Origin of the sequence: Neorhizobium sp. DAR64872/K0K18 (genome assembly GCF_050500175.1) — a bacterium.
GTDB lineage: Bacteria > Pseudomonadota > Alphaproteobacteria > Rhizobiales > Rhizobiaceae > Neorhizobium > Neorhizobium soli.
The window spans coordinates 2,672,043-2,692,180 of record NZ_CP191446.1 but is presented as its reverse complement, the minus strand read 5'-3'; the positions used below and the strand labels follow the sequence as shown (position 1 = coordinate 2,692,180).

Annotated in this window: 12 protein-coding genes and 2 pseudogenes; 5 read left to right on the top strand and 9 right to left on the bottom strand. The window is 55.1% G+C overall.

Translation table 11 applies throughout. The features are described from left to right. Nucleotides 1-87: 87 nt before the first annotated feature. A complete protein-coding gene (locus ACQY1P_RS18755; RefSeq protein ID WP_180215466.1) occupies nt 88-2,067 on the top strand; it encodes a DUF882 domain-containing protein in 1,980 nt (659 codons plus the stop codon). On the opposite strand, the pseudogene ACQY1P_RS18750 reads toward ACQY1P_RS18755, so the two are convergent. The 5 genes and pseudogenes from ACQY1P_RS18750 to ACQY1P_RS18730 all read right to left on the bottom strand — a co-directional run. Continuing rightward, nucleotides 2,051-3,340: pseudogene (locus ACQY1P_RS18750) on the bottom strand (flavin monoamine oxidase family protein); the annotation flags it as partial. The gene ACQY1P_RS18755 and the pseudogene ACQY1P_RS18750 overlap by 17 nt on opposite strands. 73 nt (nt 3,341-3,413) lie before the next feature. Beyond that, nucleotides 3,414-3,557, bottom strand: a pseudogene (locus tag ACQY1P_RS18745) (GapR family DNA-binding domain-containing protein); the annotation flags it as partial. 382 nt (nt 3,558-3,939) lie between these two features. Continuing rightward, nucleotides 3,940-4,839: an HNH endonuclease gene (locus ACQY1P_RS18740; RefSeq protein WP_430254859.1), complete on the bottom strand. Its 900-nt coding sequence runs from the start codon at nt 4,837-4,839 to the stop codon at nt 3,940-3,942. Beyond that, nucleotides 4,839-7,064 (bottom strand): AAA family ATPase, encoded by a 2,226-nt coding sequence (locus tag ACQY1P_RS18735; RefSeq protein WP_430254857.1) that lies wholly within the window; start codon nt 7,062-7,064, stop codon nt 4,839-4,841. Before ACQY1P_RS18735 ends, ACQY1P_RS18740 begins: the two co-directional genes overlap by 1 nt. A gap of 318 nt (nt 7,065-7,382) precedes the next feature. Further along, the gene (locus ACQY1P_RS18730; RefSeq protein ID WP_430254855.1) at nt 7,383-7,670 is read right to left on the bottom strand and encodes a helix-turn-helix domain-containing protein; all 288 of its coding nucleotides are present in this window, start codon (nt 7,668-7,670) and stop codon (nt 7,383-7,385) included. Nucleotides 7,671-7,838: 168 nt separating this feature from the next. On the opposite strand from ACQY1P_RS18730, the gene ACQY1P_RS18725 reads away from it, so the two are divergent. From ACQY1P_RS18725 to ACQY1P_RS18715, 3 genes are all read left to right on the top strand, one after another. Beyond that, nucleotides 7,839-8,132 carry a DUF6634 family protein gene (locus tag ACQY1P_RS18725; RefSeq protein WP_430254853.1) on the top strand — a complete coding sequence of 98 codons (294 nt, stop codon included), beginning with the start codon at nt 7,839-7,841 and terminating at the stop codon, nt 8,130-8,132. A 100-nt stretch (nt 8,133-8,232) separates the two neighbouring features. Then, the gene (locus tag ACQY1P_RS18720; RefSeq protein WP_430254851.1) at nt 8,233-8,862 is read left to right on the top strand and encodes a hypothetical protein; all 630 of its coding nucleotides are present in this window, start codon (nt 8,233-8,235) and stop codon (nt 8,860-8,862) included. Next, nucleotides 8,820-10,100: an AAA family ATPase gene (locus ACQY1P_RS18715; protein WP_430254849.1), complete on the top strand. Its 1,281-nt coding sequence runs from the start codon at nt 8,820-8,822 to the stop codon at nt 10,098-10,100. Before ACQY1P_RS18720 ends, ACQY1P_RS18715 begins: the two co-directional genes overlap by 43 nt. Nucleotides 10,101-10,526: 426 nt before the next feature. Here the strand turns inward: ACQY1P_RS18715 and avs3b are convergent, their stop codons facing one another. Further along, a complete protein-coding gene (gene avs3b, locus ACQY1P_RS18710) occupies nt 10,527-11,246 on the bottom strand; it encodes an AVAST type 3 anti-phage proein Avs3b (RefSeq protein WP_430256732.1) in 720 nt (239 codons plus the stop codon). A 13-nt stretch (nt 11,247-11,259) separates the two neighbouring features. Then, nucleotides 11,260-17,535 (bottom strand): AVAST type 3 anti-phage nuclease/ATPase Avs3a, encoded by a 6,276-nt coding sequence (gene avs3a / locus ACQY1P_RS18705; protein WP_430254847.1) that lies wholly within the window; start codon nt 17,533-17,535, stop codon nt 11,260-11,262. 365 nt (nt 17,536-17,900) lie between these two features. Between avs3a and ACQY1P_RS18700 the strand changes: the two genes are divergently transcribed. After that, entirely contained in the window at nt 17,901-18,143 is a 243-nt protein-coding gene (locus tag ACQY1P_RS18700) for a hypothetical protein (protein ID WP_430254845.1), read from the top strand. A 444-nt stretch (nt 18,144-18,587) separates the two neighbouring features. Here ACQY1P_RS18700 and ACQY1P_RS18695 read toward each other — a convergent pair whose 3' ends face one another. After that, nucleotides 18,588-19,619 carry a serine/threonine-protein kinase gene (locus tag ACQY1P_RS18695; protein WP_430254843.1) on the bottom strand — a complete coding sequence of 344 codons (1,032 nt, stop codon included), beginning with the start codon at nt 19,617-19,619 and terminating at the stop codon, nt 18,588-18,590. Then, nucleotides 19,620-19,997 (bottom strand): hypothetical protein, encoded by a 378-nt coding sequence (locus ACQY1P_RS18690; protein ID WP_430254841.1) that lies wholly within the window; start codon nt 19,995-19,997, stop codon nt 19,620-19,622. Between the last annotated feature and the right edge of the window lie 141 nt (nt 19,998-20,138).

Here is a 20,138-nt window from a genome sequence, read left to right as displayed (position 1 = left end):
GCTTGTGTGACACATTTGCCATGCTGTCACCGCATTTAGCAGTCAGATGAGACGACGAGGGTAGTTGTCGACAGGACGGGGAACGCTTTGCCGTATTTCAAAGTTCAGAAAACGCCTTCGGGTGTGCGCTCTGACGATGACCGTGCGGCGCGCGTTGGCGCCGGATCTGGTCGTCTTGCAGGGATCAGATCGTCGATCTTCAAGCGGATCGCCAAGCGTTTCGTCGTGGCGTCGACCCTTGCTGCAATCGCATTTACGATTCTTCCAGCTTCGGTGCACGAGGCAGAGGCCGCTGGCGATACCCGCAGCCTGAAGCTCTATTTCGTCCACACCGGCGAGAAGGCCACCATCACCTACAAGCGCAATGGACGATTCGATCCGCGCGGTCTGGCACAGCTCAACCAGTTCCTCCGCGACTGGCGCCAGAACCAGCCGACGAAGATGGATCCGCGCCTGTTCGACCTGGTTTGGGAAGTCTACCAGCGCTCCGGCGCCACCGATTCCATCCACATCGTCTCCGCTTTCCGTTCGCCGACCACAAACGGCATGCTGCGCGGTCGCTCGCGCAAGACCGGCGTCGCGAAGAACAGCCAGCACATGCTCGGCAAGGCGATGGACTTTTACATTCCGGGCGTGAAGCTCTCGACCCTGCGGGCGCTCGCCATGCAGATGCAGGTGGGCGGCGTCGGCTTCTACCCGACTTCCGGTTCCCCTTTCGTGCATCTCGATGTTGGCGGCGTTCGTGCCTGGCCGCGCATGACCCGCAAGGAACTGGTTCAGATCTTCCCGAAGGGCAACACGCTGCATCTTCCGGCTGACGGCAATCCGTTGCCGGGCTACGAGGTCGCTCTCGCCGATTACAAGAAGCGCGTTGGTTCTGATTCGATTGCGATTGCCAGCACAGCCGGCGGCTCGATCCGCGGCGAAGCACCCAAGCGTCGCGGGTTCCTTGCCGCACTGTTTGGCGGCGGTGGTGCCGACGAGGTCGAAGACAACGAAGACATGAAGGCACCAATGGTCGCCAGCCGTGGAGCACCGCGCTCCGCGCCGGCTGCCGACGATGGCGAAGAGGCACCGGTCGCGACTGCACGGGTTGCGCCGACGCCGACTGCCCCGACGCCGACTGCACCGACACTCGTTGCTGCTGCTGAGCCGGTCGAGCCGGCGATTGCAGCGCCTGTGCCGCTGTCACGGCCGGCCTTCCGTTCCGATTCCAGCACCGCGGGTCCGGGTGGGCTTGCCACGGCGCTCTATCAGCCGACCCGCAATGCGGCGCAGGACGCGCTTGCCATGCAGACGGCTGCTGCAGCCGATGTGCAGCGGGCTGAAAATTTCGCCGATCTGTCCGGTTACGCCATTCCGGTTCCGACCCTCCTTGGCCCTCGCGGGCTGAAGGGTGATGCGGAAACCAGCGTCTTGACTGCCTCGATAGAGCCGGCGCCATTCGAAAACCTTGGCTCCGTGCCAGTTCCGATCCACCGCCCGGGTGCTCCAGCAGCGCCGCTCGTTGCATCGCGCCCGCAGAGCGATCAGCAGAGCCTCACGCCGGAACTGGTGGCAGCGCTGTCGCGAAGCGTCGAAGCGCCGGTTGTTCCGGCACCGCAGGCGGCGCCAGCAAGAGCGCCAGCCCAGGCGGTCGCCGTGTCGGCACCGGTGCCGATGGCCGCGCCTGCGCAGCGCCAGATGGCGGCTCTTTCGCCCAAGGTGATTCAGCCGTCCACCAAGCAGATGCAGTTCGGCGACGGGTTTGACGCGCCGCGTCCTGCAACGGCGTCGCTGGGTACCATGCCGAGCTACGGCACCGCCAAGAGCGGCCGCGCTGGCAAGCCTGCGACTGCACAGGGGCAGGCCAAAGCTGGCAAGAACGGCTTGACCGGTGACATGGTGGCGAAATGGGCGGTGAACAACAATCGCGCCGAAGGTCAGAACCCGGTTTCGATGAAGGCGCCTCGCGTGGTCAGCCGGACGCTCGATCGTGATTATTCGGCCGGTTACACCAGCAGCGGCTTCAAGCCTGTGAGTGCTGCCGTCGCCATCGATCCCAACCGGTTCAGCGGCCAGGACTGAGTTTCAGGACTTTGGCCGCCACCTGTTTGCCGGCGACGATTGCCCCCTCGACGTAGCCCGGGAAAGACGGCGACAGTTCCGACGATGCGAAATGTACCGGCGGCATGCCGGTTGTCAGGGTCGCTTCCGCGTCGGTAGCGTCGAGACTGGTGATCACGTCACTATAGGCGCCGTCGCTCCAGCGGTCGTCGACCCAGTCACGCATGCGAATGTCCAGACTGTGTCTGGCCTCGTCGCCCAACGCCTCCGCCAGTTTCTCAATTACGAACGTTTCAAGCTCACGGGCGGGCTTGTCGTGCCACGTCGCCGCCAAAGGTCCGCTAACGAAGACGATCAGTCCGGCGTAACCGTCGCGACTGGCGTCGCAGGCAAACAGGCCTTGCGGATCATTCCACATGGTCATGCCGCTGAGATCCCGGTCTCGCCAGAAGGGTCGCTCAAAGCGGATGTTGAGCTTGATGACCATGCCGGGGATCCACGCATCCAGTGCTCTTGTCAGATGCGGCGGGAGTGGTGGGGCGTAGGACAGGCGGCGCGCCATGATGGGCGGCACTGCGAGCACGACCTGCGCGGCCGTCATTTTTCCCGTGCCGGTCATCAACGTGACACCGCCACCGGAAATGGCAACCTCATTGACAGGCGTGCCAAGCCTTAGCCGATCGCCGAGAGTTGCCGCCAGATCGTCGGCCAGCGCATGCATCGTGCCGGCGAGAAACAGCTCGAGCTCGGACGTGGTGTTGGTGATGCGTCTGTCGTTTGCCGCGAGATAGGTGAAGGCAATCTCCTCCGGCGCGCGGCACCAGAGGCCTGTCACCATGCGCAGAAACCCCTGCCGTATATCGTCCTCGACCGGCTGTCTCTGCGCCCAGTCGTAAGCCGTCAGCTTTCTGAGCGCCGGATCGGAAAGATCGCTCGCGATCATCGTCTCGCGCAGTTCATCGACGCCGTTCCAGATCGCTTCTGCCCGCCCGCGGGGGACTTCGGGAAAGTATGTGGTGTCGCCCTCGGCATAGGTCTTCACAAATGTCCTGCCGAACTCTCTTGCCAATGAGACCACTTCCGGCATGTCGCGGCAAAAGAACTGTCCGCCCGCATCGACGGCCGTGCCATCCTCAAAAACCTGCGCCTCGACGCGGCCGCCGACGCGCTCCTGCGCTTCGAGCAGAACAACGTTCACGCCCGCTTTCATCAGCTGCGTTGCAGCAGTCAGACCGGTAAAGCCGGCGCCAACGACGATGACATCATAATCCATGACCGATTCCGAGCGTCTCTGAGGAAGATGCGATGCTTGCGCCCATGAAAAAACCCGCCGTGGCCGGCGGGTTCCTTGTCGTCTTCGAAATTGTTTAAGCGGCGTCCTGTTCGGCCGGGCTTTCGATCATGCCGAGGGCGGCCAGATAGGTGTCGAGGATGAGGTCCTCTTCCATCCGCTCCTGATCGTCCTTCTTGCGAAGGGCGATGACCTTTTTCATGATCTTGGTATCGTAGCCTTATACCCCTGTACGGTTTATATGTTCGTATTAACGAGGTTCCTTCACCAGGCACGGGTCATTCTATAACCCTTCGTGAAATATCCTCGGGGGTCCGGGGGCAGAAAGCCCCCGGTCTTGCGCGCGGGCATTTAATTTTCAATACGTACGGCTGCCTGGCAAAGCGCAAAACGCAAAAATCCCGCAACGTGCTTTTTGCACCGCAGGAACAATCAAATCCTCATAACCCTTCACGGTCATCGGCATCCCTGCCTGTACCGTGCGACTAATATACCACGTACCGTAGATCCAGCCAAGGATTTTTGGCTATTCCGAATCATTCCGCAATATGTCGGCCGTAGCTTCACCTCGGAAATTTCGCCGCTTATCACTTACTGAGGGGTCATAGGTGGATACCTCTATCGTTGAGCCAGGCGCTGAGTTCTTGTTCCAAACCTGAGATAAAGTCGGTCGCCATTGCGGAGTATTGCTGATCCGGTTCGGCGAACTCGCCCAGGACGCCTACGGTCTCTAAGATGTCATGAAGTTCGTCGTCGCTGCCCGCCCACCGCTTGAGGCGGTTGAGAATTTGAACTCGAATGGCGCGCATTGGCCTAAGTGCGGGTATCCGCGCTAGTACAAGGTCCGCCCGGTTGAGCGCGCATGTATTGATCGTATAGTTCCCATATTCACAGCCGCCTCGCGGTTCCACGATAGTAAGTTCGGTGTCGAAGTTCCAAGTGAGATGGTCAGCCGGATCGCGAAGTGTCGGGTCGATCAGCAACGGGTCTTCTGCTTCTAGGTCGCCGGTATGATCGGAAGCCCTAACGCCCTTAATATCAAATTGATTTTTCTTCCCAAAGCTCGAGCTCGGTCGTCTTAGTTGTAGTTCTTCGACCTCAGCACGCGTCATTTCGGCAGTAACAATATGCTGCCGTTTGCTCCGGTTGCAGTCGATGCATGCTGGCAACAGATTATCCCAACTATGGGCAAGCCACCAGTATCCAGGATGGCCAGTCAATCCTTTGATCCCCCCCTTAGGGCGAAAGTGCTCTACTTCCCGCGCTCCTACCACGTTGACTTTGCTTTCGCAGAAGGCACATTTTCCATGCGTGAGTAATTTTAAAGCTGCCTTTACGTCGTATTGCTTGTACATCTTAAACGAATACGCAGTGTATCCGGTCACCCACGGATTTCTTGCTTCGTAGTAGACGGCGGCGTCATTGATCTCAGCCTCTACGGATGCGATAGGCGTCGATATGGATGCCGGCGCGGCGAGCACTGTACGGTCAAGTTTGCGCATTAATCGATCGCAGTCTTGTTCGCTTTAGCCGCACGCAATGCGCGGACTACAGCCTCGACCGCGGCTGGTCGTGCGGTGCTGGTGAGGCCGTCTTTCGGCCTCTCTCGATCAATCAGGAATTTTCGCAACGCCTCGTGTATGATCTGCTCTGTAGCGGTATCCCCGACAGTGATCTTTGAAACGAGTTCTGCTGCGCGAAGTCCAATTGATGCACTCGAGCCATCAGCGATCTTGTCAGCCACCCTTACGATTTCCAGCTCAGTTTCTGGGTCTACTGTGCTCGACAGACCGAAGTACTCTGAGGTCAAGATTTGCTCAATCTTCATTCCGCCGATGGGCGGAAGATCCTCCACGAGCTGAACACGACCGGCGTCATCACGTGTAAGGACGATGACTTCGTTGTCATCCATTCCACGAAGACAAAGCGGATCATGGGTAGTGACCACGAACTGGACGCGGGGAAAAGCCTGCCGCAAGGCGGTCATTACGCGCATCTTCCATCGGGGGTGCAGGTGAGTTTCGATCTCGTCTATGAGTACTACCCCTCTCGCCGTCTCAAGGTTGGAGTAATGATCTAGCAGCGATCGGCAGACATCGGTTATCATCGCGAACATTGACCGATACCCTTCGCTCAACTGGCTAATCGGCGTAAACTGGTTGTGGGCAAAGACACCGATTCCTCTGGCAGCATCATTAGCGAGACGATCATCATCACCTACAGGCAAAATTCCTCGTATCGCGCGAACAACTTGATCGAATTTTTCGCTGTCTGTTTCTGCAAGCTCAATCAGCCAGGGAGAAGGATCCGGGATTGATGCGAGCGGGTCGAAAAGGCTTCTAACTCTGTCAGCAGGGCGCGTTCGTCGCTCGGTTGCTACGTCTGCAATATACCGGTGAGGACCGTAGCCAAGAACAATTGTAGCAGGGTCTTCAGTTCCGCCGAACTCCTCGCGCGTCGGATTATATCGAAATGCCGCAGTCTCTGCGCGGTCGTGGAAGGTTACGTCCACTCTGACCGCTTGCCCTCCCCAAAGATCCCATCCATCCTGCGCCGAGCTCCTTCCAAAATCGCGATAGGGCAGGTTCAGTCTCTTCGCCTCTTTTGTTCCCACAAGGGCAAGCGCAAGGGCTAAGAGACACGTTGACTTGCCTACCGAATTTTCCCCAAGAAAAAGTAGGCAGGGTGCGCCAGCTTTTTTCGATCGTACCTGCGGAAATCTAATTTCCAGCTCGTCGACGGCGCGCAGGTTTGATATCCGGAAGTCTTTAATTTCTGAGCGGAAAGCAGGTTTAGGTGTCAGAGGAAGCGACGCGGGAAGGGCGCTATTTGTCGGAGAAATATGCGAGCGGCGGTCTTCTAGTTCGTAGCGCTTCTTTCTGTCAGAGATTTCGAGTGAATCTATCGCGGCAAGCATACGGTCGCGCTCACTCGGCCGGATTAATGCCAACAGCGTGCGTAGTGCCCGATGAAATGATGATGTCGGCCTTACCTGAACGCCCGAGATACCAAACTCTGCGATGGCCCTGGAAACGACATTACGGCACGCACCTAGATACGAGCCTCCTTTAAGGAAATCGTCGGGAAGTCCACTGCCTGCTTCGATTATCTTCCTCCATACCGAGATGGTGTGTTCAATTGCAGTTCGGCGTTCCTGGATAAGGAATTCCTCATTGAGTCGGAAGATATCTGCCGTGACTTTACCTTTGCGCGAATTCCAGTCAGGAAAGCACTCACCTGTGACAAGGTAAGAAAGATGGTGAAGAGGATTTTCACGGGTTGGATCGATAAGAAGCGGGCGCTCGATCGCCTCAATTTCATCAAGCGTGGCAAGGAATGGCGAGTGACGTCCCTCCACGGGGAACTTATCCTCCCTAGCCGACTCGCATCGCTTGCATAATAGAACGAGGTTACGCCATTCATACGCCAACCAACTGTAGTGATCTACAGTTCCAGCCGCATAGCGCGTGGTCAGATTCAGTGGCCTGAAGTGTCCGATGCCTTCTGAAGTACCAATCTCACGTTCACAGTAGGCGCATCTGCCGTCGAATGCTTTAGCAACAACGTCGACAAGGTAACCATACCGGAACATGTCATGGTCAATGGGTGCCCGAAGTTGCTCTCGCTGCGTTGAAGGCCGACGAGCCCAGTTGAACAGGACCTTCTTAGGCTCCTCTACAAGAGTGTAGAAGTTAGCATTCGGCTTGCGTCTCGTTATTCTCAGCATTTCGATTTTCCGAAATTAGCGAACGTTGTAGCGGTTACGTAGAAACCTACCGGCAACTAGGTTTTGGAACATCCGTGAAAAGACGATGTCGAACAACCTAGCTATTTTGATCTGCTGAGCGAACAAAAATCATCCCCTTTCAGCCGTAAAAGGTCTACAGGAGGATAGCTCCATGTACCGGATCGTGCTCGATTATTTGAAGACGCTGGATTGAGTGCTTCGAAATTCTCACGCCTTGGGCGACGGACCCTTGCTGTATGCCGGCTAGTTCAAATGAGGCTACCGCTGGCTAGGACATTCAAGTCAGAATTCGGTATACTATGCACTAACTGACTTGGACGAACGGTGCCGGTATCTTTCTTGGTCGAAGGATTCCAGTAGATGGAGGCTCGACAGTCCCCAACCTTTTCCGCCGGTAGGAAATGAGAATTCAATTCCATTCTCTTCGTAGTGGCGGACCAATTTCTCGACAGTCACGACATCGCCCGCGCCGTGCTCCACCTTGAAAATTGTCCGTGCGCCAATTCCAGATTCCTTAGCGACCTCGGCCTGAGTTCGACCGAGGAGCACGCGTGCCGCAATTAGTATCTTCGATGGAGGCCTCATAAGGATTCAATGTCACGCAAACCTGCTCCTTGCAAATATTGTTGACAACGTGCGAAAATATCGCACGATAGTGCAACTGATTCGCACGATCATGCAGTCAAATTGCACTATGATTTCATATTGTGATTGCAATTTCTCGAATCAGATTCGCCTAACTTGGAGAGTCTTGTGACCAATATTTACGCCAACCTCGCGGCTGTTGTTGACCTTGCTAGAGATCTGAACGATCTCGAAAACGGCACCTTTGATTTTTCCGTTCTTGGATCGGCGCCCATAATCGATGAATTCCGAATAGCTCATCGGACAATCCCATGTTTGGCCGGCCAGATCTCTAATCACCCTTTGCTGAGAGATGGGAAATCGTCGGTCACCAGTCAGATCTTCTACATGGATCCTCACAAGCGAGCAGCGCGCACATTCAGTCGCTGGTACCGGTTAGGCAGCCTAGAGTACCTAAAGTGAAACCAATTTATCCGATCCTGAATGCCTCACTGTTGGGCTGGGTAGCTAAGAAGCTGGTGCGGCGATGAAGTTCATATCGCGGACGCGGCCGAATTTTTGCTTGCCGGACTACCTCGCGCACTGCAGCGTCGCCGCCGCTGTTCGTCACATCCGCAGAGCACCTCACTATGCAGTGGGCCTCGTTGTCAGCCACTGGGCGGAAATTGATACGTACTACCGCGCGGCCCACGCTGTATTGAAACCTGGCAACGGTAGGCGAAACTCTGAAGTAAAAACACTTCCAATCATTTTCAAAGATGCACAGCCTCAAACGTCGCACAGTAACGCCATTGAGGCGCTTGAAAACGATAAGGTTATCATTCTCTTCGAACGGGAGGACGGTATTCCTCGTGATATCCGCGTCGCGCTAGACCTAGTGGTGCGCATCGAGAAGCCGACACCTGAACAGGCAAGAGGTGTAATGCGTTGGGTTTATCACACGGAGATTTCTGGTTTTCAGGCCAAGGAGCTTCTTGCTCATGATTGGGAGAGGCTGCGGCACGTTGTGCGGCCCGGTCGCCCGATTTCGCGTGTGCTGTCGATGCTGACTAATTCCAATACTATGGCTGCATCGGTTCTGTCGGAGTCCAACAATTCGGAACTATTGCTCCAGAACATGGCAGGGTACGGCGAGGCCCGTGACTGGGTTTGGAATTGGCCACCGACATCCGCGATTGGAAAGCAGGGCTGATCAAGTGGAATGATGTTGACAAAGGGCTGCTTCTGTCCGGGCCTCCAGGTACAGGAAAGACTATCTACGCTAATGCGCTGGCGAGAACGTGCGGCGTGCCCGTCGTTAATGCATCGGCCGCGCAGTGGCAGGCTCGGGGGCATCTGGGGGATTTTCTTAAAGCCATGCGCACGAGTTTTGCGGAAGCCAAGAAGTTAGCCCCAGCCATTCTCTTCATCGACGAACTGGACTCTTTTGGCGACCGAAACGACGGGAGCGACAATCAGTCCTATGACACCAAGGCTATCAATGGGTTTCTGGAATGCCTGGACGGCTCACAAGACCGCGACGGTGTCGTGGTCGTGGCTGCATGTAACTTTCCCGACAGGATTGATGATGCCATCCTGCGCTCCGGACGGCTGGACAGGCATATCAGGATCGAGCTTCCGAATGCAGAAGCACGAGAAGCAATTTTTCGCATTCATCTCCGTGGTGACCTTGCACTTGAGGACATCACTGAATTCGCTTTTGCTTCTGGCGGCGCGACTGGAGCCGATATTGCACGACTGATCCGAGACGCGCGAAGGCTCGCGCGGCGGAAACGACGACCAATGCTTCAGCAGGACCTGCGAGCCGTGATGCCGAAATCAGAGGTGATCCCACCGGAGAACCTTTATTCAACCGCAATACATGAGGTCGGTCACGCCATCGCCGGCGTTGCTCTTGGCCTAGAACTGCGTCAAGTAACGATCTGCCCCGTTGTACGACTGACGTCGGACGTCCAAGGACTAGGCGGCGTGATTTTTGCTTCCCGTCCGTGGGAGCGGCGAACAAGGCAGTATTACTTAGATATGATTGCGGTTTACGTGGCCGGGTCCGTTGCGGAGGATATCTTTCTTGGCAGTCACGATGACGGGTGGGCAATAGGCGAAGCATCCGATTTACAACGAGCGACGAGGCTCGCCATCGACATGGAACTCGTCCTTGGATTAGGCGAGCATCTCTTTGCACACTCCAAGAATATCGACCGAGGTATGAAGGAGTACGGACATGTTGATCAGAGTGTTAGCGTACGGGTCGATGGAATCTTGCGTGAGCAAATCGCTAGAGCCCGCAAGATTATCGAACGTCACCGTGGAGCGTCGATAAAGCTCCATGGTGAGTTGCTTGAGCACAGTGAATTATCCGGTGAAAGAGTTCTGGCCATAGTCGAGGAAGCAATGAAGTGTGAGACACTCCAAAAAGCCCTAGATCTGTAAAGGCGTAGTCATGATAAATGATTTTTCCGTTGGGAACGGCTGGTGGCCTATTCTGGCTGCCATGATCGACGATGCAGCTCGCTTTCCAGATGAGTGGTGTTTTGAGCTCACGGGAGCGACCCGTCGAAAAGGCGCCTTGCAACTTCTAGCCCAATTCCACTCTCCTGACGTATCCGTCGGTAGTGCGGAACCGCATCCCTTCAAAGCCTTTATTGAACTCCGAGAACGCGCGCGCATCTTATCTCTCGTAACCTGCGAGATATGCGGTCAGGTCGGACGTTTACGAGACTGCCAAATCCTTTCCGCCCGCGTACGCTGTGAGAGTCACGCAGATATTTCTCTGGCGCCTTGAACGGGGCTAGTCCATGTTTCCCGTCTCTGTGTCAGCGTAGCTCTTGGCCTGAATTCTACACACCATACAGCTCATTAGTCGAGGTTTGACTCGGGCAATGGGGGGAAGGAGTGCAAGGTAATGCGCAATTCATCTTCCCTTGCGTCATCCACCTGCGGCAATTTATCGAGTTCAGCCTGAAGATGTTCCGCCAACCCTTCCGTTAATGTCCTAAATCCTTGGAGGCGCTGCAATCTATCCTCAAGGTCTTTTCGCAGCCCTTTGTTGAGTTCGCCCTCGTCGTCCAGATCCTCGACTGTGGATATGAAACGGATGAAAATTTCGGAGATACCGGAGTTGGCTCCCGCAGCTTCGGCAAGCTTTACCCACTCTTTCGACTTGTCCGTTGCCAAATCGGCTGCCTGAGACAGGCAGTACCTGATCAGGAGTTTTGCTGAATAGTCGAGGCCCCGAGCCAGATCGAGCCAATTTTCTGCTTCAGCGCTTTGAGTATCATTCTCCGATGGTTGTGCGGATGGGTAATACCTTGGGTGTTCAGTCGCAATGTCGAGACTTTCCATTACCCGCAAGATCGGCTCCAACGCCTGGTGCGGCCGCATTCCTCTAGGAAATTCCGCTCGGTGACTCCATAGCTCAAGGATTGCCGTAAAGCATCTGTGCTGGGCTGCTGCCTTCTCGGGACCAAAGGTTCTCTCTGCTTCATCGATCAACTCAGCAACATAGTGGGCCATCCACCTGCCAAGCGTATCTGCAGATCCGTCGATATTCATTGCATCCACCAGCTTTCGACCCAAAGCCAGTATTGCGTCAGATTGTGTGCAAGCTTCCGTCGGCTTTGAGCAGGTAGATTTTTGAATTTGTTGGGATTCTATCTTTGTCATTTTCTATACTGCTTTCATATGATCTGTAACGTCGCCGACGATCGATGTTTATTGCGATAATCAGATCCCGTTGCAGTTTGCCAAGGAGTGCTTTCAGGAAGTCATGCGATGCATTGATGCGGTTTCCGCGTTCCGGGCTGACGTTTTCGTGACGGTTCCCATCGTCGAAGTTGCCCCAGACCTGGGATATCATCGCAATTGAATGATCCTTGCCAATCCACATCCGTTGATCGGTATCTGTCTGCAAACCCATCAAGTCGCGTATCTCTTCCGCCGGACGTGGAGCTGGGTAACTGATACCTCCGGCCCACCGATCTTGGCCATCCAGCCCCCTGTCGCCGCTGCGGTCGATGATCCAACCTTTCAGCGAGTATCCAAACTCCTTGATTTCCATATCACTCTCGGCAGCGGGAATAGCGTAATCGTATCTATTCTCGGCCGTGCTAAGTGCGCGTAACAAGGCCTCCGAATGTTCCGGAGATACCAAAGCGCTATGGACGTCGACAGACTGCTCGCGCTCGGCATCTGCGGTCGTCCAATGGCCCCAGACGCTGGTCATTGCACCGCCATGTAATGCCTCATGAAAATCGGCTGTCGTGACGATGTTATAGTTTTCGTCTGTCTTGTCGCAATCCAACCAAGATAGCTGTTCGAGCGGTTCTGGGTCTCGCCGGTCCCAAAGCCAGCGTCCATCTTGACGCGACAGGTCATGCCTCTCTAGCCAATCAGCAAATTCATCCGTGACACCATATTCCGAGTCGCAATGGACTGGCCCGCATGCCAGATTTCTGCCCGCGACGATTAGCATAGCGTGGTAGGCCTGATAGAAATTGAGACTATCTGCACGAGGGTAAGAACCGTGTGAGTGGTAGGTGTGGTCCTGTTGGTACAGTTTACGGCGAGATCTCTCGTCCTCGTCCCAGCGTCCGCGGCCAGCAAATCTCAACTGCCCCCGGATAACGGTCAGTGCTTCTGATTCGATTTTCCCTTGCGACAAACCGAATACTCTTCCCAACGGTGCATACCAATACGGACCGATGTCCAAGCTGAAATAGAAGCTGTCATCATCATTCCCATCTCCTGCCTCATCGCTTCTGGTGAAGCGATCGTAAGATTTAGATTCTACGGCAGGAAATGGTGATTTAGCGACGTGCTCTAAGTCGTGCCGAAGAGTCGCTTGATCGTCGACCACCCCGTGGTCCATTAAGATGCGGACCGCGCGAGCTGCGAAAAGCCTGATGAGGATGTGTGGCTCTCCTTTCAGTGCCAAGTCCATGAGACGTTGGCCATATAAGGCCAGCGCCGCAGGGTTTGCCATTGCTCCTCGAGTTACGCCGATCAGAAACCACTGGAGCGCGTGCAGGCTGTAGAACGGCAATTTGGCATCGACAAATGGGCCTCCTACATTCTCAGAGCTGAAGTTAAACAGGTGCTCTAATATATCTTTCCGTCCGAGGGCGACAAAGCCCAGCACGGTATGCGCGCCTTCCCAACGCGTGACGGCCTCTGGCGCGGCCATTGCGGCCCAGACATAGCCCGCCACGGCGGCATTGATGTCTGAAGGTGGCAGAAGACCAGTCGACCAAGGACCATCGCCGTCTTTCTCCTCCAAAGAGCTGGAGAAAAGTTCCAGTCCAAAATTGAGCGCTTCTAACGCTTCATCTTCTGAGAGCTTGATTGCCAAAAGCCCGACCAGCGAAAATAGCCTTGCCGCATCGGCCGAGTCTGCTGTTTCACCGATACCATCCAGGACAACTTCGACAATATCGGCTTCGTCCGCTCCGCTGAGAAGGCATGCGGTCCTGAACGGGAAAATCTCGTAATGCCGATACTTTGCTACGTTAAGGCAATACCGTCGGCAAAGCTTTTTGAGGATAGTCTCGAAGGCGCGCCTGATTGCTGGGCGCTGACTCCACTCCCTCGGGCATTGCTCCAAGAAAACTCTCAGATGATAGAGTTCGAATTCGGGCACTTCGCCAAACGACAGGATGAATTCGACTTCCGAACCAATAGGTACGCGGATGAGCGTTTGCTGGAAGAAATGCTCGTGATCCCAAGGGCGCTCTGAGGCTTTATATTTCCTGTAGCTCTCGGAAATACCGTTGGCACTAGCCAGATTTATCCCTTCGAAAACGCTGTTCCAATCTCTGGGCTGCACCGAAACGGCCACTAAGTCTGGGCCGTTTTCTTCGACTTTCCTCGACTTTCGCTTGAGTTCCATGTCGTCATTGAACTGAACGGCTTCGTCGAGCCCTTCCAGAAGCATCCCGTGGCGACGTATGACTTCTTGCAGTTCTTTAAAGTTGCTAGAATTAAATTGAGAATAGCGGAAAAAGTGAGCAGCTATAGATGCTTTTTCGTCTGAGGACTTGCAAGCGTTAAGCACCTCATCAAGGAGCTTCTCATGTCGCCAGCCCCCTCGAAAGCCTATCAATGGGAGTGCGTCAAGCGGATCTAGTGCGCCCCGTTCAATGAGCTTTCTTACTGCTGTAGGGAAGATTCGTTCGGACGATCCAAAACCACGGTCCCGCCAACGGCTAAAAACCGCCAGCGATGAGGGAGGGCACAGCCCGGTCAAAGCCTTAACTGTTGCGTGCCAATCGAAATGCTTGTCTCGAACAACGTAGTCGTAGGTTAGCTCCGCACAGCGCGCAAAGCGGTACGCTGTCTCGGGAACTGGGCGGTCTGTGCGAGAGCATCGATCAGCCAGATCGAGGATGGCATCCCACCGTGACAAATTCTCATCGCCAATTTTACTCGCAACTTCCACCGCCTCGTTGAAGTATCCGTGGGCTTCTCCTTTGCTAAGGCAAAGGATCGCACGTGACGCTTCGATAAAGCCATCCGACTTTTGTTCAGCATCGGATCTTTCATCATTGGTAAGATTGAATGCCTCCAACGCAAACTCGAGCGCGTTTTTCCTCCCATTGGGATTTTCGCAACATAGCCTTGCCAGAGTGGTCAAAGTGCGCGTGAAGAGCGGTCGTTTCAAACTGCTTTTCCAACTGGAGAACGCGCCCAGCGTTGTCTCGTCGGCGGCCTGCAGTCTGAATAGGATTTCGAACCATAGCAAAGCTATCTCGTTCGAAGTGTAATGGTCGTCGCGGTAATGAATTCGAGCTGCCGTGTTTGACGCCTCACGCGCTAAGGCAAGCTCGTTATTCAGCGTAGGGCCGGTAACGATCCCGCAAACAACCCTTGCCCTTAGGTTGTGCCAAGGCAGGAGCGCGCCGATGTCCTCTTTGAATTCTTGAAGATCGCGAGACGTCGAATGTTGGTTTTTCCCTTCTAATTCCTGTCGGAGAGAACCATGCGCAAGATCCACGAGTTTGAGGGGCGTATCGATCAGCGTAGCACGTAGGCTATAGCCACGTAGGAGATAAGATCGCGTGTTAGAGAAACGCGACGCAATATCTGACGGAGGCTCACTTGGCAGGTAGCGCGAAAGGACTGATGCAGCCTCCGTTTTAGAACAATGTGAGTGCTCTAAAGCCGCTTCCACGAGAATAACTACCGCATTCAGGGCAGAATAGCGATCAGTAAACGAACCGCCATCGCTAAGGCTTATTCGGGTACTGGCAAGCAATCGGAACGCTCTTTGCGTCACTTCGAAAGGCGGCACCTTTCTAATTCGCTGCAATGCTACGGCGATCCCCAGCACCAAACACAGATTGTTGTCAGCGGCTACCGCGAAAGCATTCAAATCATCTATGCGGTTGTGATCGATAAGTCGTTTGGCAACAGCAAGCCCTACGCGGAACGAAACCTCCCTTGGTGTCCAGCGGCCAAGGCTGTGTGCTGCAGCTTCGGCACCATGGATATTAATTTCGGCAAAGGTCAATGCAACGATGTCTTCGTCCGAAATTCGTTCCTTCCCTCGCTCTTCTTCAGACAGTCTGCTCCAGTTCCTAAGCCATTCGGATGCCATGCGCAGACGGCTCCGAGCATCGCCCACCAAAGCCGGGCACCCTGACATCAGAGCTGCTTCGTAGGCATGATGCGATCCAAGCCAGCCTGAACCGAACGTTCCTCGCGACACAATTTCCTGAATTAGGTCAACGTCGAGAAACGTCGAAGACAGGTCAGTGTTGGCCTGCAAAATCTTCCTCTGCCTGTCGTCTCCCGCCGTTTCACCGCCCGCTTTCAGCGCGAGTTTGGTCGCATCAAGATAGCGTTTCGAACGTAGTCCTGCTTTCAGCGCGAATTGTAGTCGCTGCAGTTCGATATCGCGCCTCTCTAGGGGGCTCGTCTCTGGGAGGGCATCGGACTTCAACGCAAGGTCAACAAGATTGGAGAATTGCCCGGCATCCAGCATCAATTGCGGCAAAACAGATGCAACATAGGGGCTTTTTGAGGCGAGCGGATACAGAATACTGATGAAGCCGCCCATCGAGGCGCTCGTTGGCTTGTATCTCTCTCGAAACCACGTCTCTGCAGGTTCATCGAAAAATTGCACAGAATCGCCTGCCAAACGCAGCGGCCTTCCGATGTCTATGACGAAGCTTTTTATTGCTGACTCGGGAACGTGCGAAATCGCAGACAAGACCGACAAAGGGATGAGCGGGCGAAGCGCGGCCAGCGCGGTACATATACTATCGACCTGAGATCTTTCTAATGGCCCCAAGTGATCTTTCAGCTTGTCTATGGCTGCTTCGAGCAAGCTGCCGATAGTGTCTTCAACTGATTTGGGGTTGGGACCAAGCAAGCGAAGTGTAATGGGCAGGGTCTCGTTACGAGAAAGGGCAAGAGCCTGAACGCGGGGGTTGCATGAACTGAGACGATGAAACTCGTCCACATCATGTTCATTGGCTTCGGGAAAACGCAGTCGAAGATGCACTGCCGTTTCTGCGCGGCTGAATGGTTCCAGTTCACGACTCAACGCTTCTCTAGGTGGGTCGAGGTAGTGCTGACGGTGTGAGCGACAAAGGAATACCAACCGGACGTTATCCGGCATCTTTTCCCTGATAATGTCGCGCACAAATGATTTCTTTTCTCCAATCTCCTCAGCGGCCATCTGGGCGTTGTCTGCGGCATCGACTACGATACACAGCAACGCTTTGGGGTCTTGAAGCCGTATGAAGTTCGAAGCTTGCCCTATGCGATGAACGAAGGCTCTGACGTAAGAAGCCGAATCCGCATGAACGGTCGGAATAAGCAAATGGCAGAGCCCTTTGCTCGCCAACTCATTTGCAATTTGTACCAAGCCGTCCTTGTGACGGTGACGATAGCCGGATGCATTGCGATATTGGCCGTTTCCAAAGCAATCGTAGAGGATGCATTTCGAGCCCCTGGGAAGATTGTCTGCAATTCTATTCGCGAAGATCGTCTTGCCGATACCTCCAGGCGCATGAATCACCACCGGGGCTTTGGCCGCAATAATTTCGGCGACGAGGCCAAGCTCTTGATCCCGAGCCACCGAGCCGTCCAATTTTGCAATGAGGTTCGCAGCCGGAAAGAGGGCGCTCTCATCGGTATCCAAAGCGCGGAACACGTCCATCTTTGTAATGGAAGGATTGCGCTCTCCCTCCGACAACGCCTTGCGCGTCACAAGCTCTTTTAGCTTCAGGGGACCATACACGTCCGAATCTGGGAGATAGCCACCAACATCCTGGAATAGAATGTTGCGTTGATCCCAGTAGTCATCCTGTCGCCCTTCAAAATGTATAAGCTTACAGAACACCGCAAGATCATCGCCGGAAAGGCCTGTGAAACGCTTGATTTTCTTGACTTCTTTGATGTGGCGAACAGTACGCCCTTCCGCAACGTCTTCGACGGTCTCGGCGAAGGCACCGCTAATTGGTCGATTCGTTACAAACCAAAATTCCAGCTTTCCAGTTAGGGCATCTTTAACAAAGGTCTTAAGCAATTCCCTGTACCGCTCGGCGAAGCCCGTAATCGATTTCTCCAGTCCACTGGCCGTCCACGCTTCATGCGCCTGCAAGGTTGAATGCTTGAGTTGCATGTAGCGCACGAGCCGTGCGTCAGAAAAATCCTCGCTGCCAAAGTACTCGGCGATATCGATAACGTCTTCTCCGGCCGTAACGGCTTCGGCGCTACCAGCTTCTCTCGGTGATATTCCCTCAATAGTGACTGCCACTAGGTCGCTGGTGGCGGACAATAGCTTCAAGCATCGTCGCGCTGCCCAGAGGTAATGAAACTGATCGCCATCGCGGCTGGGGCGGACGAGGTTTGTTTTTGCCATTTCAATCGTGCCTAAAATGCCTTTTGCTGCGCCGGAGCCGGTAGGAGAATCCTGTAGCAGATAGCAAGCGTGAATTGAGTAAGGAGAATGAGTACGGATAGTTTATCGGATTTGCCAGCAGTATTGGCAACAATGGCAACGGAGAGATCGCCGAAGAGACCAAATTCCTCTACTCGAAATGGCACTCCAAGATACGCATAGGACGCGGGCGGTAGCTCGGACAGGACAAGCTCCGGGCGGCGTCGACGAACCAACGATATTGAGCAGTTTCGGCGGTTAGACCATTATGAAGTGAAGGCCGCTTTAGGGATCACCATAAACGGCATCGAATGATATACTTCGAGGCGCAAAGCAGATTGGGTCCAGTGAAGGATCTCCGGGATAGCATTCGCAACACCGGGGTTGTTCACGGCTTCGTCGAGACGCTTCGGGCGAAGAAAGGACTGATCCAGCCGTGGCTGGAAGAAGGTGGCGCCGTCGGGAAGTTTGCTGCGGAACAGACGCGCGTTTTGGATCGCTCGATCCTCTCCGAGAAACGAGGTGCCGACGCCCGAAAGGCGCTGCGCGAAATAGAATTCGATAATGACGACGACGAGTGTTCGGCTTGATTGCTGTTAGGGGCGGCTGGGTTGTCTTCAATCAGGCGAGAAGTTCAGGGGACGCTTGAGTTCGAAAATGCTGGATCAGTGGCGGTGGAGTTCGTGGTGCAAAAACCGAAGCCATCGTCTGGTGAGAACCATTCCGGCCGAAAGATCCCATGATGCGCCGCAGTCTGTCTGCGGCGATGGTCTTGATTGACTATTAAACAGTTCGCATTATATTGACTACACGCACCCGGAAAATACCATGTCGTTGGCGATTCTCTACAGAACCTGCGAGCACTGCGACCGACAGCACCTTCGTGATGGCGATGACTTCTTGCCTGACCGGTTTTGTGCGGCATGCAGTGGTGACCGAAGGGCAATCGCGGCGGCAGTTCTGAAGGCTCGTCCGGTGTCGCGTTCTGAAATCGAAGCGTCCGGCAGGTATCTGAAACGCTCCCCAGTACGAGCCTAGCCGCCTAAATATTTTCTGAGCTGACTGTCTGCCAGGGCTTTGGCGACGGGACCGCCTGAACTCCCTAGGGTCTTCTTCGAACCCTTGCCAAGCGGATGGCTCACCGCTGCCCAGCTCCAAAGCTTGCCCTGCCTGACGAGATCGACCTCGATCCGGCGACCTTTGATCTCGCGGGTCCATCTGACGCTGCCTTCGTTGAGGGTGCATTCCCATGCAACCTCTCCGGCAATCACGGCCAGCGCGTCCAGCGCCCCTCTGCTGGTCGCCAACCGCGTCTCAGTGTCATCGGTGAGCATCGCCCGCACGAGACGACGCCATTTTCCGGAAATGTGCGGAAGCCATGTCAGCCTGTCGGCGTACCCGCCTTCCCTGACACTGTATCGGGGAAGGGGACCCTGCCTGTACCAGGCATCACCATGAAGAAGTCGGTACAGGGTCATCCCAAGGGCCCAGAAGTCTGATTTCTTGCTGGAAAGCCCCGTCCCATGGGATTCCGGAGCCAAGTGGTCGGTGTAGGAGTAGCCCAGATCGGCGTAACCCAGCACCATCTCGTCAGTCACGAGACCGAAGTCGCCCAGCTTCACGATGCCGTTCTTTGTGACAAGAATATTTCCGGGCTTGAGGTCGCGATGGAGCATCTCGCGATCATGCAGGGATCCAAGACCGTGACAGATGTGCGTCGCTATCCGGTGGACTTCCGGTGACGAGATCGGTCCTGCTTCATAAGGCTTCTGGAGCGATCCGCGTTCACACAGTTCCATGACAAGGTAGATCGCGTCCTCGGTCGTCGAGCGGTTCACATAGTAGACCTGGACGACGTTGTCGTGTGTCGCCTTCTTGAGGTTAGCGCCCTCCTTTACGAGGTCTTCCTTTCGCTGCTGCCATTTTTCGGGAGTATCGGTATCCTTGGGCCGGATGACCTTTACGGCAAGCTCTGGATGAATGTCGTCGCTTCCCAGGTGCACGTCGCCGAAATGCCCGTTTCCAAGCTTGGGGCCGACCTTGAGACTCGAAGTGAACCCGCTCATTCAGCGCGTCGCCAGAATGAGGAGAGCGGCTTCGCGACTTCCCGCGCGCATTGCCACGCCGCCCAGGTTCTCCTGCCAGAAGTCATTGTCCTTCAGGTATTCGTCGGCCTTTCGCTTGCCGAAACCCTTGCTGATCGTTGATTTCGAGACCTGCTCGACCGGACATCCGCAAGCCAGGGCGCAGATGGCGACCCCGCGAAGCTCGGCGGCCTGCAGATGCGCCAACCCCATCCCGCGCGCGTTCGCTGCACTTTCCTTGATCACGGCTTTCGCAATTCCCTTGTCGCGGACATAGTCCGACAGACGCTTGTAGATCGTCTGGAAGGCCTTGGGGCGGCCACCGTTTTCCAGCTTCCAGGATTCGTCGGCAACTATCACAATCGGACCGTCTTGAGGGACTTCCGCGTCCACAATGACGAGTCCGTCTCTGGAAACATGCACTCCCAGCCATCGGTCTGCCACAGCCACTCCGAATCCTTGAAGCATCCATCGTAGGCTTCCGCCTCAAAACGTAGGGAT

What these genes read in the sequence shown, in the direction of transcription:
- ACQY1P_RS18740 (WP_430254859.1), bottom strand. Translation starts at nt 4,839, where the DNA reads ATGCGCAAACTTGACCGTACAGTGCTCGCCGCGCCGGCATCCATATCG.
- ACQY1P_RS18735 (WP_430254857.1), bottom strand. Translation starts at nt 7,064, where the DNA reads ATGCTGAGAATAACGAGACGCAAGCCGAATGCTAACTTCTACACTCTT.
- ACQY1P_RS18730 (WP_430254855.1), bottom strand. Translation starts at nt 7,670, where the DNA reads ATGAGGCCTCCATCGAAGATACTAATTGCGGCACGCGTGCTCCTCGGT.
- avs3a (WP_430254847.1), bottom strand. Translation starts at nt 17,535, where the DNA reads ATGGCAAAAACAAACCTCGTCCGCCCCAGCCGCGATGGCGATCAGTTT.
- ACQY1P_RS18695 (WP_430254843.1), bottom strand. Translation starts at nt 19,619, where the DNA reads ATGAGCGGGTTCACTTCGAGTCTCAAGGTCGGCCCCAAGCTTGGAAAC.